Genomic DNA, 12884 nt, shown 5'->3' with positions numbered 1-12884 from the left:
ATTGAATTGACTGTGCCGAATAATTACCGAAATAACTATTCTGTTGGTCACTCAGTTTTCAATTGAGACTCTAATTTTTTTGCCTCGCTACCTAAGTAGATTGGCTGTTAGAACTCAATCTGTACGAGTGCCCACACAGATGATTGCTTTATATTGTTAAAGAACGTTTTGAGTCGCTTTAGCGTCTCAAGGGATGCGAATAATACACCCTTTATTTTTCGAGTCAACACTTAGTTTTAAACTTTCTTTTTGGAAGATTTAAAACCGAAGTTTTACTTAACTCTCTGAGTAGTTCGTGCCTCGCTATGCGTTGGCGTTTCCTGTCTCAGTGGGGTCGCATTATAGGGAGATTCGAGCGGGGGTCAATGTTTTATTTCAGCTTTTTGACAATTAAATGAATTTAGTATGAAAGCTATACAAATAAAGGGCTGCAGGATACTTTTAGTTTAAAAAACACTCATAATTTATGTATCAATTGATGATGTATTAGTAAGGTTTAAACTAAGCTGTATGTTAAACAAACAACACACAGCTTTATTTAAAATTAAAGATTTATTTAGATGCTATTTCCCATACGGCAATAGAGCCTGATATTTCATTTCCAACAATTAAGAGTGGATTTCCTGTTGCACTTTGCTCTGCTGAAACGAATACCATTCCTTCAGGTGCTAAATCGCCTGTAATATTCGCTCCTTTAATTAAGCCTCTATTATAGAAGTAGTCTTCAAATTGCACATTGTATGGATTAGTAATGTCGTAAACCATAATACCGCCCATACGTTCTAATCCAACAAAAGCAAATGTACGATCGTCAATTTTACCAATAGTCAGCGCTTCAGGCTCTGCGCCTTTATCATCTGAACGTGAGTCACCTTTGTTTTCATCTTCATTATTGTTAAATGATTCACCATGCACCGATGCTGTTATACGTGCTATATCGTCACCTGAATCAAAAACCACCAGCCCATTGCTATCCCAAATAGTAAAAGAACGTGCGCCATAGCCGTAAAGCGATTCGTATTGTCCGTCGTTATTGGTATCGCCTTTTATTGTTGTTACTTTTAAGCGACCAATATCATCATCGTCATTATTTAAGTAATCAAAATTAGTAGCAAGAGTTAAGTCTTCAACGCGGCTTTCATCTATATAAGCTAAGCAGCCATCGTCTTTATCGTAATCAAGTCCGCCCTTTGCTATACAGTCTGCTTCATCCGTTGTATCAAAAAAGTATTCTCTTGCGTCACCTTCGTTGGCAGTGACTATAAAGTTAGCGCCTTTCCAACTAAAGCTTGAGATAGTGTCGGGCTGGTACATACCATAGAGCCCTGGGTATGATTTAAAATTCACGCCGCCGTCTTTATCTGAGGCATCAAGTTGTAAGCTTGACCAATCTTTAAAGCCTAAGCCCTTTAGCTCAAGACTGTTGTCTTGTAGGTTAACTATTGCAAGTGCGTTGTTTTCTTGAATAGATACATAAGCATATTTGTTATCTTTAGAAATGCTAACGTACTCGGGCTCTAAATCCATAGCTACGGTGGTATTTATTAGATTACCGTTAATAGTACGACCATTTGGGTTTGCAAAAACTACCCCTTGCGCTTCTAGTTCGGTTTGTTTGTTGTTATAGGCTTTAAAATCAATATTTATTGCTGTATCGGCTATTACATTATTTGTTATATCGATAATACTAATAGAACCTTCAGGATCTACGCTGTAGTCATCACTTGGTTCACCTTCGTTAGCAACCACTGCTTTTGCGCCATCATGGGTGAACGTCACCATGTCTGGTAAAAATCCGACTGTAACATTTTTAATAAATACAGGTGAGTCGCCGCTTATATCGTAAAAAGCAATTTGACCTGTATCACCCGTGCTTTCAGCAGCCATTGCCACTGCAAGTAGATTGTTATTTTCATCAATAGCAATGCTGTTTGCATCGCCTTGGGTGAACTCGTTTAAAGGCAACGTAATAACGGATGTTAAATTTGTGCCGTTTATAACCCCTTCGTTATCTTTAACGAGTGCGGCAGTATCAAAGGTGTCGGCGGGTAAAATATTAACAACAGCGTCATCACCTGAACTGTTAATAGCGTAAATCCATTTTTTAGACGCTTGATATGCAACTATTTCAGCTGCTCCTTCTGGGCTTTGTGCATTTAATACACCTCTTCCTACAAGGCTAATATTTAATGCTGAATTGGCATTTATACCATTTAGCCCATTAGCTCCATCTATGCCTTGTTCTCCCTGTAACCCTTGAGAGCCGTTTTGACCATCGTCACCATCAAATGAGCAGCCAGTAAGAACAGATATAAGTGACAGCGCAATAATTGATTTTTTAAACATGTGATTTTCCTTAGTATTGTATTTGCTAAATATCAACACACAGGCATGACAAGATTATGGCAATTTCAATACAGCCCCTTAGCCTAAGTAATTAGCTTATACGCTAGCGGCGTTATTAAAATTAAAGCGGCCGTATAGCCAATCGTTTTTACAGTCGAGGAATACTCTCGTTTAATTGCAACCCCTAGCAAAGGTCTAAGTACATCAATACGTGTAATACCCCATGTAATAACACCGCAAAAAGACCAAGTCCCTGTAATAATGATGAATGGTTCAGCAACAGGCCCTAAACTTAAAGGCTGTAGAAAAAAACACAAAATAATCAAAATGCTTTGATGCAATAAATAAAAGGGAAACACCCATACATTGAGCTGTTTTAAATAGTAAGTATTAAAATTTAAAAATCGGTGAGCGAACGCGAGTACAAAAAATACACCTACAACACGTTGAATATTGTAGCTAGCGCTTAAAATAAAATGAGGAAGAGTAAACACCTTCTGATAACTTAATATTATAAGTACAAACAAAACCGCAAAACTCAAAGCTAGTAATACCAAGTTTTTATTTAAGCAGTTCCAAAAGTAAGTGTTTTTGGCAAGTATGTATCCTGCGAGTAGCAGTATTAAGCCGTTAGTCTCTCTGATTGAATCACCAGTTAAGTAATGGCTTGTAAATAGTACGGCAATAGTGAGCAAGGTAATTAAAAGCCCAAATGACATATCCCCTTTAACAAATGTTTTTAAAGGCGTAATAAAAGGCAAGCGTGCAAAAAGAGTTAAAACAATAATGATCAGCATAAATTGCCACAACGAGCGCAAATACCATAAGTGATTTACATCCACATTCGGCCACACTCCAGACTGATAATTAATAAAAAGCGTATTGTTCGTCTCTATAAAAGCTAAATAAAATTGCCAATAGCTAATATCAATAACACCTTGCTGCGACATTTCTGCAAACAGCTGTAAAGGCACTATTAACCATAACCCCACCAGCAAGGGTAATAGTAAAAAAATAGAGCGGTATAAGGTGAAATGTAACCAAGACTTAAAGCTGCGTACTTTATCAATCATAAAACGCAGTGCTACGCCCGATATAAACCAAATGAGCAACATGCGCCAAGGTGAAAACACCAACATTAAATATTCAACATACTGTGATGTATAATTACTTTTAAAATGAAATCCCCAGTTTTCGCTATACAACATGCCAATGTGATAAAAAATTAGCGACGCAAATGCGATTACCCTAAGCCAATCAAGATAATATTTACGCGAATTAACTAATGAAGGTTGTTGTACTTGAGTGCTCATGCTTTTACTACTTTATGTATGTTATGCGTTATTCATACCTAAAGCTCTCGCTAAAACTATCTATAAGTGCTTATATTACAAGCAATAGTGATAAAAGGTGGTATACAGGGATAAGCGTGCCACGTCAGCAATAAGCATACATTTATGAACCTACAGCACTTTCAACGTTTTCAAAGCATTTACGCATCAGTATTACTGTGTGCTTACGTATTAATTAATAATACAGTAAACGCTACAACCCAAATAATGGAAGCCCAAAGAGAAGGGGCTTTAACTTTTTTAATGTGGGAGCCATTTGTTTGGGAGTATTCAAGTGCCTTGAGTACTTTGCTTATATTCCCTATTTTAATTTGGTTTTTAAGACACTTATCTTTTAATTGGCAAAATATTACGGCTTCATTAGGTATGTACTTTGGTGCCTCTATTATATTTAGCGTGTTACACGTTGGTATTATGGTAGGGGTTCGTAAATTCATATATTTGTTGAATGATGGGTCTTACAACTTTGGACTTAGCTGGTTTGAGCTTATTTATGAATACCAGAAAGACGCTATAAGCTTTGTCTTTTTCATCGTACTTATCAAAGTATATCAATATGTGGTGCAGCAGTTACTAGGTGAAGCCTCTTCAATTGAAGAAAGTGAGCAGCAAACAACATCGACCATAAACCGCCTATTAGTTAAAAAGCTCGGAAAAGAATTCATTATAAAAATAGAGGATGTTGATTGGCTTGAATCGTCGGGTAATTATGTAAACCTACATATAGGCTCACGCATATATCCTTTAAGGGCAACGCTTACAGCATTGAGCAAACAACTTGAAGTACAGGGATTTTGTAGAATTCACCGCAGCCATGGCGTAAAACTCGATAAAGTGGAGTCCATTACAGCACTCCCCAGTGGCGACAGTGAAATAAAACTAACAACAGGTAAAGTACTTAACTTGTCTAGACGCTATAAAGAGCAATTTAAACTTCAACTAAAATAAAAAAGGCTACCTAAGTAGCCTCTATTGTTATTTTTTAACTGGGCGTTTCCAACCCGTTAAATTACGCTGTTTAGAGCGTGCAATTGCTAATTGGTCATCTTCAACGGTACTGGTGATCACAGAGCCTGCACCAATTGTTGCAGTTGCGCCTATATTTACTGGGGCAACGAGTGATGAATTAGAACCAATAAAGGCATTATCGCCAATAATAGTTTTTGCTTTGTTAACACCATCGTAGTTACAGGTAATAGTGCCAGCGCCAATATTCACTTTTTCGCCAATTTCAGCATCACCTAAATAACTTAAGTGGTTGGCTTTAGAGCCTTTACCTAGTCGGGTTTTTTTCATCTCAACAAAGTTACCAATGTGTGAGTCTTCTTCCATTACAGCGCCTGGGCGAAGGCGAGCATAAGGACCAAGCGTACACTTATCTGCAACTGTCGCATCTTCAATCAGCGTATTAGCTTTAATAATAACGTTATCGCCAATGCTACAATTTTTAAGGACACAGTTAGGGCCAATTTGTACGTTGTTACCAAGCGTGACTGTGCCTTCAAAAATAACGTTTACGTCGATAAGTACATCTTCACCGGTGGTAACTGTTCCTCGCACATCAATACGCGCAGGATCAGCAAGTGTTGCACCATTTAACATTAACTCTTCTGCTTGCCATGCTTGATAAGCGCGCTCTAAGCCTGCAAGTTGTACGCGGTTATTTGCGCCTTCAACTTCCATTGCATGGTCTGGCTGAGCTGAAGTGATTTCTACGCCTTCACTGTGAGCCATTGCAACGATATCTGTTAAGTAGTACTCGCCTTGTGCATTATTGTTAGATAAGTTACCTAACCATGTTTTTAATAGCTTACCGTTAACAGCCATAATGCCTGTATTTACTTCGTTAATAAGTAACTGTTCTGGGCTTGAATCTTTTTGCTCAACAATACCAACTAACTTACCACCGGCACGAAGCATTCGACCATAGCCATTTGGGTTTACTAAATTTACCGTTAATACAGCTAAACCATTTTTAGGTGTTGCGGCTAATAAACGCTCTAGTGTTGATTGCTTTGTTAGTGGTACATCACCGTATAAAATTAATACCGTGTCTTCATCATTAACATGAGAGTTGGCTTGCGCTACTGCGTGGCCAGTACCAAGTTGTTCAGCTTGAAGTACCCAATTTACATTGTTATCGGCAAGTTGTTGTTGTAATAGTTCGCCGCCGTGTCCGTAAACTAGGTTTGTAGTCGTTGCACCTAATGCCATCGCATTATCAATAACGTGCTGCACCATTGGTTTACCTGCAACTTTGTGCAAAACTTTAGGTAAAGCAGAGCGCATACGAGTACCTTTACCCGCAGCAAGAATAATAGTTGTTAGAGCCATTAAAACAATTTCCTTTTTTCGTTGTTTTAGCTAAATAAGTCTTATGTTTGATCAGAAGATTACGTAAATCACTTCTTGTGCAAATACTCAGTAGGTTAGTTTATTAGTACTGAATCTTGACTGAAAAAACACACTTAATTGGATGACGTTATTGTAGCGAGGATTCCGGCAGGATATAAGTGTAAAAGTGTAGATAATAATCGGACTAAGGTATTTAGTGTAAATACAAAAGTAACAGGCACAAAAAAGCCCACTTACTAGTGGGCTTTTTACAAACCGGATAGGCTTACTTGTGACGTAATTGCTGAATTACGCGTAACTGAGCAACTGCTTCTGCCAGTCGCGTAGCCGCTTGCTGATAGTCAAACTCAACAGCTGACGAATTCGCCATATGTTCTTCAGCTTCACGTTTAGCCTTTTGTACAGAATCTTCATCTAAATCTTCACCACGAACCGCAGTATCTGCAAGAATCGTGATGTGATTTGGTTGAACTTCTAATGTACCGCCAGCAACATATATCACATCTTCGTGACCAAATTGCTTAACTAAACGTACCATACCAGGTTTAAGGGCAGTTAGTAGTGGAGCATGGCCTAGGTTTACACCCAGCTCGCCTTCACTACCAGATACTTGAATCGATTCAACAAGACCAGAGAACAAACTCTGCTCAGCGCTTACTACGTCAAGATGTACAGTCATAGCTGTCATACTACCCTCCTAGTTACATGCCTTTGGCTTTTTCTTGAGCTTCTTCGATAGAGCCAACCATGTAGAACGCTTGCTCTGGCATATCATCAAATTCACCGTTTAAGATGCCTTTAAAGCCAGAAATTGTATCTTTTAGTGATACGTATTTACCAGACGCGCCTGTAAACACCTCTGCCACGAAGAATGGCTGAGATAGGAAACGTTGGATTTTACGTGCACGAGATACAAGTTGCTTATCTTCGTCAGAAAGCTCGTCCATACCTAGGATTGCAATGATGTCTTTAAGTTCTTTATAACGCTGAAGAACTGTTTGAACGCCACGTGCTGTATCGTAGTGCTCTTGACCAATTACTTGTGGGTCAAGTTGACGTGAAGATGAATCAAGTGGGTCTACCGCTGGGTAAATACCAAGTGATGCGATATCACGTGAAAGTACTACTGTTGCGTCTAAGTGAGCAAAGGTAGTTGCTGGAGATGGATCCGTTAAATCATCCGCAGGTACGTATACCGCTTGGATTGATGTAATTGAACCCGTCTTAGTAGAAGCGATACGCTCTTGAAGCACACCCATTTCTTCAGCAAGTGTAGGCTGGTAACCTACCGCTGATGGCATACGACCAAGTAGTGCAGATACTTCTGTACCAGCAAGAGTATAACGGTAGATGTTATCTACGAAGAAAAGTACATCGCGACCTTCATCACGGAACTTTTCAGCCATAGTAAGACCTGTTAACGCTACGCGTAAACGGTTACCTGGAGGCTCGTTCATCTGACCGTATACAAGCGATACTTTATCAAGTACGTTTGAATCGTTCATCTCATGGTAGAAATCGTTACCCTCACGTGTACGCTCACCAACACCTGCGAATACTGAGTAGCCGCTGTGCTCGATTGCGATGTTACGGATAAGTTCCATCATGTTTACGGTTTTACCAACACCGGCACCACCGAATAAACCAACTTTACCACCTTTAGCAAACGGACATACAAGGTCGATAACCTTGATACCAGTTTCTAAAAGTTCAACTGAACTTGATTGCTCTTCGTATGAAGGTGCTGCACGGTGAATAGACATACGGTCTTCTTCGCCGATTGGACCCGCTTCATCGATTGGCTCACCAAGTACGTTCATGATACGACCAAGTGTTGCTTTACCAACTGGAACTTGAATCGATTCACCTGTATTCATAACTAAAGCACTACGACGTAAACCATCAGTAGTACCCATAGCGATAGTACGCACTACACCGCCACCTAGCTGCTGTTGAACTTCTAGAGTCAAACCAGCTAAATCGCCATCTGTTACTCTTAGTGCGTGGTATACCGCTGGCACGCTATCTTGTGGAAATTCAATATCCACAACGGCGCCGATAATTTGGACGACCTTACCTAAACTCATGTCTATTCCTCTCGTTAATCTTTACCCGAAGCATTAAACTGCTGCTGAGCCAGAACAAATCTCACTAATTTCTTGTGTGATTGCTGCTTGGCGAGCCTTGTTATAAACAAGCTGTAGCTCGTCCATAAGGTCACCTGCGTTATCAGTTGCAGCTTTCATTGCAACCATACGAGCAGCCTGTTCAGAGGCAGCATTTTCTACCACACCTTGGTATGCTTGAGACTCAATAAAGCGTACTAACAAAGACTCTAAAATAGCCTCTGGATTTGGCTCGTATAAGTAATCCCATGTGTGAGCAGATACTTCTTCTTCAGCTTTTGGCAAAGGGAGTAACTGATCTATAATTGGCTCTTGCCTCATGGTATTAACGAATTTGTTATATACCAAGAATAAACGGTCTATTTTGCCTTCAGAAAATGCATCAAGCATAACTTTTACAGGACCAATAACGTCTTGTACTGAAGGTTTATCTCCTAGGCCCGCTTTTTTAGCGAGTAGTTGACCACCAAAACGTTGAAAGAAGCCAGCTGCTTTACTACCTAAAGTAGCAAATTCAGCATCAACACCTTTTTCTTTCCACGCTTTAACATCAAGTGCAACTTTCTTAAACTCGTTTGAGTTTAGACCGCCACACAGACCACGGTCTGTAGAGATAACAATATAACCAACTCGTTTCACTTCACGATCTTTTAAGAACGGGTGAGTAAAATCAAGATTTGCTTGAGCAACACGACCAATTACTTCACGTAATTTGTCAGCGTATGGACGGCTTGAAGCAACGCGTTCTTGCGCCCTTTTCATTTTAGACGCAGCAACCATTTCCATTGCGCTAGTGATCTTTTGAGTATTTTTAATACTCCCGATCTTGCTTTTAATCTCTTTTCCGCTGGCCATGACTCTCTCTCCGAATCAAGGTGTGCTTTAGTTTCCTAAAGCGCACCATTAATAACTAAATTACCAAGTTTGCGTAGACTTGAACTTCGTTAGAAGTTCTTTAAGCTGCGCTTCGATCTCGGCATTCAAGTTACCAGTTTCATTGATTTGAGCCACAAGCTCTGCGTATGTGCTATTTGCATACGAAAGTAAAGCTGCTTCAAAGTCACCGATTTTCGCGATTTCGATGTCTTGAAGGAAGCCTTTTTCAGCAGCAAATAACGACAAAGACATATCAGCAACAGACATTGGCGCGTACTGTTTCTGCTTCATTAGCTCTGTTACACGCTCACCATGCTCAAGTTGAGCACGAGTTGCATCATCAAGGTCAGACGCGAACTGCGAAAACGCAGCTAATTCACGGTACTGAGCTAGGGCTAGACGAATACCGCCACCTAGTTTCTTAACGATTTTAGTTTGTGCAGCACCACCAACACGCGATACCGAGATACCAGCATTTACTGCCGGACGGATACCTGAGTTGAATAAGTCAGTTTCTAAGAAGATCTGACCATCGGTGATAGAGATAACGTTAGTCGGTACGAACGCAGAAACGTCGCCGCCTTGAGTTTCAATGATTGGCAATGCCGTCAATGAACCAGTTTTACCTTTCACTTCACCATTAGTGAACTTTTCAACGTAATCTGCGTTTACACGCGATGCACGTTCTAAAAGACGAGAGTGAAGGTAGAATACGTCACCTGGGTATGCTTCACGGCCTGGTGGACGCTTAAGTAGTAATGAAATTTGACGGTAAGCAACTGCTTGCTTAGACAAATCATCATATACGATTAATGCGTTTTCACCACGGTCACGGAAGTATTCACCCATAGTACAGCCCGCGAACGGTGCTAAGTACTGAAGTGCCGCAGATTCAGAAGCAGATGCAACAACTACGATAGTATTTGCTAGTGCACCATGCTCTTCTAATTTACGAACTACGTTTGCAATAGTAGATGCTTTTTGACCAATCGCAACGTACACACACTTAACGCCTGTGTCTTTTTGATTGATGATTGCATCGATTGCTAGTGCAGTTTTACCTGTTTGGCGATCCCCAATGATAAGTTCACGTTGACCACGACCAACTGGAATCATCGCATCAATAGATTTATAACCAGTTTGAACTGGCTCATCTACAGATTTACGCTCGATTACACCTGGTGCAATTTTTTCTACAGGTTCAAACCCGTCGTTATCTAGAGCGCCTTTACCATCGATTGGAGCACCTAGTGTGTTTACAACACGACCAAGTAAACCAGGACCAACAGGAACTTCTAAAATACGACCAGTTGTATATACTTTTACGCCTTCAGTAAGGTCAGCGTACGGACCCATTACTACTGCACCAATTGAGTCGCGCTCAAGGTTTAGTGCGATAGCATAACGGCTGCCAGGAAGCTCAATCATTTCACCTTGCATACAGTCAGCAAGACCGTGGATGCGGATGATACCGTCAGTAACAGATACAATAGTACCTTCGTTACGAGCTTCACTTACAACTTCGAACTTCTCAATACGTTGTTTGATCAGATCTGAAATTTCAGTGGAATTAAGTTGCATGCTCTTTTTCCCAATTACGATTGTAGTGTTGTAGCTAAGCGGTTTAATTTACCGCGAATAGTACCGTCGATTACAGTGTCGCCAGACCTAATAATAAGTCCACCAACCACTGACGCGTCTTCACTACAATTCAGCTTAACTTTGCGTGCGAAACGTTTTTCAAGTGCCGCTACCAATGACTCTTGTTGCGCAGCAACAAGAGGAGTTGCAGAAATCACATCTACTTCGATTTCTTTATCGTATTCTGCTTTAAATTCAGCAAATAACTGTGCAACTTCAGGTAGAGCTGTCAAACGTCCATTTTCAGCCATCACCTTAACTAGGTTCTGACCTTGTTCGTTGAGCTGCTCAGCACAAAGTTGAATAAATAATTCAGCTTGTGCAGTAGCTGTAGGCATACTCGCTAAAACAGACGAGGCTTGCTCATTGCTGGCTACATGGCCTGCAAAGAACAACATATCATTCCAGCTTTCTAGAGTGCCTTTCTCAACGGCAAGTTCAAAAGCCGCTTTAGCGTATGGGCGAGCGATAGTAGTCAAATTAGACATGCTCATACCCTCCTAATTACAGCTCAGCGACAAGTTTTTCAACGATGTCACTATGTGCGGCTTGATTAATTTCACGCTCTAAAATACGTTCTGCGCCAATCACTGCCAGAGTTGCTACTTGCTTACGTAGTTCTTCTGTTATGCGATTACGTTCAGACTCAACTTCAGAGTGCCCTTGAGCAATGATACTTTCACGCTCTTGCTGACCACGAAGTGTTTCTTCGTCAACAATTAGCACTGCACGCTTTTTAGCTTGATCAATGATATCAGCCGCTTGAGCTTTTGCATCTTTAAGCTGTTCAGCAGCTTTCTTTTGCGCAAGTTCTAAGTCTTTTTCGGCTCTATCAGAGGCAGCTAAACCATCTTCGATTTTTTTCTGGCGAGCTTCAATTGCACCGTTTAGTGGTGGCCATACGTATTTCATACAAAATAATACGAACACCGTAAACGCAATCAATTCACCGATAAGAGTGGCGTTTAAATTCACAACCGCTCCTCCTTAAATAGTAAGCTGTTCAAAGAATAAAATTAAAGTACGAACAACAATACCATAGCGATACCAACACCAATCATTGCTACAGCATCGATTAGACCAGCAAGGATAAACATTTTAACTTGTAGCGAAGGTGCAAGCTCAGGTTGACGCGCACATGCTTCAAGGAATTTACCGCCCATGTTACCAAAACCGATTGCTGTGCCGATTGCACCAAAACCGATTAGTAAAGCTACTGCGATGTATTTTAAGCCTGTTAATAATTCTAAAGCTTCCATTTATTTCTCCAAAGTTTCAATTGTAAAGTTAAAAGTAAAAGTAAAATTGTAAATCTAAAAATTAGTGATTATCTGAACTTGCCATGCTTAGGTATACAATCGTAAGCATCATGAATAAGAATGCTTGTAATGTAATAACTAGAATATGGAATACAGCCCAAACAAAGTGCAACGGTAGTTGCATAAAACCGATAGCGCCGATCAAGATGAAAATCAACTCACCAGCATATAAGTTACCAAACAAACGTAGTGCTAATGAAAACGGTTTAGAAACGAGTGCAATCAGTTCAAGTAATAAGTTAAATGGTATCAAAATAATTTGAACAAACATGTTATTTGAGCTGAACGGATGAAGCGTTAACTCTTTAATAAACCCGCCAATACCTTTTATTTTGATTGAAAAGCCAACCATTAGTATAAATACACCCAGCGCTAGCGCTGAAGTCATATTAATGTCAGTCGTTGGTACAATTTTCATGTACACATCGTGTGAATCCATACCAAATGCAGTCTCACCAACGAAACCTGCAAGTGCTGGAATGAAATCAACTGGTATTAAATCCATTAAGTTCATTAAGAACACCCAAACGAAAATCGTTAAGGCTAATGGTGCAATAAGCTTGCTTTTACCATGGAAAGTATCGCGTACGTTGTCGCCAACAAATTCTACGATTATTTCAATAAAACACTGAAACTTACCAGGTACACCTAGTGTTGATTTTTTAGCGGCACTACGGAAGATCCATAAAAATAATAGACCTAATCCGATAGACCATGCGAGGGTATCTATATGCCATGTCCAGAAACCACTATCCGTACATGCTTTGTTGAAGGCGAGACCTGTATCGGTCGAACACATCTTAGCATTGGTCAAATGGTGCTGGATATGGCCAGATAGAGTAACTTCTTCTGCTGCCATGTTATATCCC

12 protein-coding genes are annotated in these 12884 nt (G+C 40.2%); 1 reads left to right on the top strand and 11 read right to left on the bottom strand.

The genetic code is table 11. The annotated features are described in order from the left end of the window. Positions 1–552 precede the first annotated feature (552 nt). Both I6F53_RS12430 and I6F53_RS12425 read right to left on the bottom strand, forming a co-directional pair. Positions 553–2346, bottom strand: coding sequence for a choice-of-anchor I family protein (locus tag I6F53_RS12430; RefSeq protein ID WP_197239731.1), 1794 nt, complete (start codon positions 2344–2346; stop codon positions 553–555). Between the two features lie 83 nt (positions 2347–2429). Continuing rightward, the gene (locus I6F53_RS12425; RefSeq protein WP_197142520.1) at positions 2430–3659 is read right to left on the bottom strand and encodes an acyltransferase family protein; all 1230 of its coding nucleotides are present in this window, start codon (positions 3657–3659) and stop codon (positions 2430–2432) included. 144 nt (positions 3660–3803) lie between these two features. On the opposite strand from I6F53_RS12425, the gene I6F53_RS12420 reads away from it, so the two are divergent. After that, positions 3804–4646: a LytR/AlgR family response regulator transcription factor gene (locus I6F53_RS12420; protein WP_165722850.1), complete on the top strand. Its 843-nt coding sequence runs from the start codon at positions 3804–3806 to the stop codon at positions 4644–4646. 27 nt (positions 4647–4673) lie between these two features. On the opposite strand, the gene glmU is transcribed toward I6F53_RS12420, so the two are convergent. The 9 genes from glmU to atpB all read right to left on the bottom strand — a co-directional run bounded on the left by glmU (position 4674) and on the right by atpB (position 12874). Next, entirely contained in the window at positions 4674–6032 is a 1359-nt protein-coding gene (glmU, locus tag I6F53_RS12415; protein ID WP_101163105.1) for a bifunctional UDP-N-acetylglucosamine diphosphorylase/glucosamine-1-phosphate N-acetyltransferase GlmU, read from the bottom strand. Between the two features lie 286 nt (positions 6033–6318). Continuing rightward, entirely contained in the window at positions 6319–6741 is a 423-nt protein-coding gene (locus I6F53_RS12410; RefSeq protein ID WP_007377666.1) for a F0F1 ATP synthase subunit epsilon, read from the bottom strand. 13 nt (positions 6742–6754) lie between these two features. Further along, on the bottom strand, positions 6755–8140 hold the full coding sequence (gene atpD / locus I6F53_RS12405; RefSeq protein WP_007585971.1) for a F0F1 ATP synthase subunit beta: 1386 nt from the start codon (positions 8138–8140) through the stop codon (positions 6755–6757). A 33-nt stretch (positions 8141–8173) separates the two neighbouring features. Further along, a complete protein-coding gene (gene atpG, locus I6F53_RS12400; RefSeq protein ID WP_007585974.1) occupies positions 8174–9034 on the bottom strand; it encodes a F0F1 ATP synthase subunit gamma in 861 nt (286 codons plus the stop codon). A 60-nt stretch (positions 9035–9094) separates the two neighbouring features. After that, positions 9095–10636 carry a F0F1 ATP synthase subunit alpha gene (atpA, locus tag I6F53_RS12395; protein WP_007585976.1) on the bottom strand — a complete coding sequence of 514 codons (1542 nt, stop codon included), beginning with the start codon at positions 10634–10636 and terminating at the stop codon, positions 9095–9097. A 14-nt stretch (positions 10637–10650) separates the two neighbouring features. Next, on the bottom strand, positions 10651–11184 hold the full coding sequence (atpH, locus tag I6F53_RS12390) for a F0F1 ATP synthase subunit delta (RefSeq protein ID WP_007585978.1): 534 nt from the start codon (positions 11182–11184) through the stop codon (positions 10651–10653). Between the two features lie 16 nt (positions 11185–11200). After that, a complete protein-coding gene (gene atpF / locus I6F53_RS12385; RefSeq protein ID WP_004335264.1) occupies positions 11201–11671 on the bottom strand; it encodes a F0F1 ATP synthase subunit B in 471 nt (156 codons plus the stop codon). A gap of 41 nt (positions 11672–11712) precedes the next feature. Next, entirely contained in the window at positions 11713–11955 is a 243-nt protein-coding gene (gene atpE, locus I6F53_RS12380) for a F0F1 ATP synthase subunit C (protein ID WP_007585980.1), read from the bottom strand. 61 nt (positions 11956–12016) lie between these two features. After that, positions 12017–12874: a F0F1 ATP synthase subunit A gene (gene atpB / locus I6F53_RS12375; protein ID WP_197209502.1), complete on the bottom strand. Its 858-nt coding sequence runs from the start codon at positions 12872–12874 to the stop codon at positions 12017–12019. Positions 12875–12884 lie beyond the last annotated feature (10 nt).

Origin of the sequence: Pseudoalteromonas sp. SWN29, assembly GCF_015864465.1 — a bacterium.
GTDB lineage: Bacteria > Pseudomonadota > Gammaproteobacteria > Enterobacterales > Alteromonadaceae > Pseudoalteromonas.
This window is presented reverse-complemented; position numbering and strand designations above follow the sequence as displayed.

What these genes read in the sequence shown, in the direction of transcription:
- I6F53_RS12430 (WP_197239731.1), bottom strand. Translation starts at nt 2,346, where the DNA reads ATGTTTAAAAAATCAATTATTGCGCTGTCACTTATATCTGTTCTTACT.
- I6F53_RS12425 (WP_197142520.1), bottom strand. Translation starts at nt 3,659, where the DNA reads ATGAGCACTCAAGTACAACAACCTTCATTAGTTAATTCGCGTAAATAT.
- I6F53_RS12420 (WP_165722850.1), top strand. Translation starts at nt 3,804, where the DNA reads ATGAACCTACAGCACTTTCAACGTTTTCAAAGCATTTACGCATCAGTA.
- glmU (WP_101163105.1), bottom strand. Translation starts at nt 6,032, where the DNA reads ATGGCTCTAACAACTATTATTCTTGCTGCGGGTAAAGGTACTCGTATG.
- I6F53_RS12410 (WP_007377666.1), bottom strand. Translation starts at nt 6,741, where the DNA reads ATGACAGCTATGACTGTACATCTTGACGTAGTAAGCGCTGAGCAGAGT.
- atpD (WP_007585971.1), bottom strand. Translation starts at nt 8,140, where the DNA reads ATGAGTTTAGGTAAGGTCGTCCAAATTATCGGCGCCGTTGTGGATATT.
- atpG (WP_007585974.1), bottom strand. Translation starts at nt 9,034, where the DNA reads ATGGCCAGCGGAAAAGAGATTAAAAGCAAGATCGGGAGTATTAAAAAT.
- atpA (WP_007585976.1), bottom strand. Translation starts at nt 10,636, where the DNA reads ATGCAACTTAATTCCACTGAAATTTCAGATCTGATCAAACAACGTATT.
- atpH (WP_007585978.1), bottom strand. Translation starts at nt 11,184, where the DNA reads ATGTCTAATTTGACTACTATCGCTCGCCCATACGCTAAAGCGGCTTTT.
- atpE (WP_007585980.1), bottom strand. Translation starts at nt 11,955, where the DNA reads ATGGAAGCTTTAGAATTATTAACAGGCTTAAAATACATCGCAGTAGCT.
- atpB (WP_197209502.1), bottom strand. Translation starts at nt 12,874, where the DNA reads ATGGCAGCAGAAGAAGTTACTCTATCTGGCCATATCCAGCACCATTTG.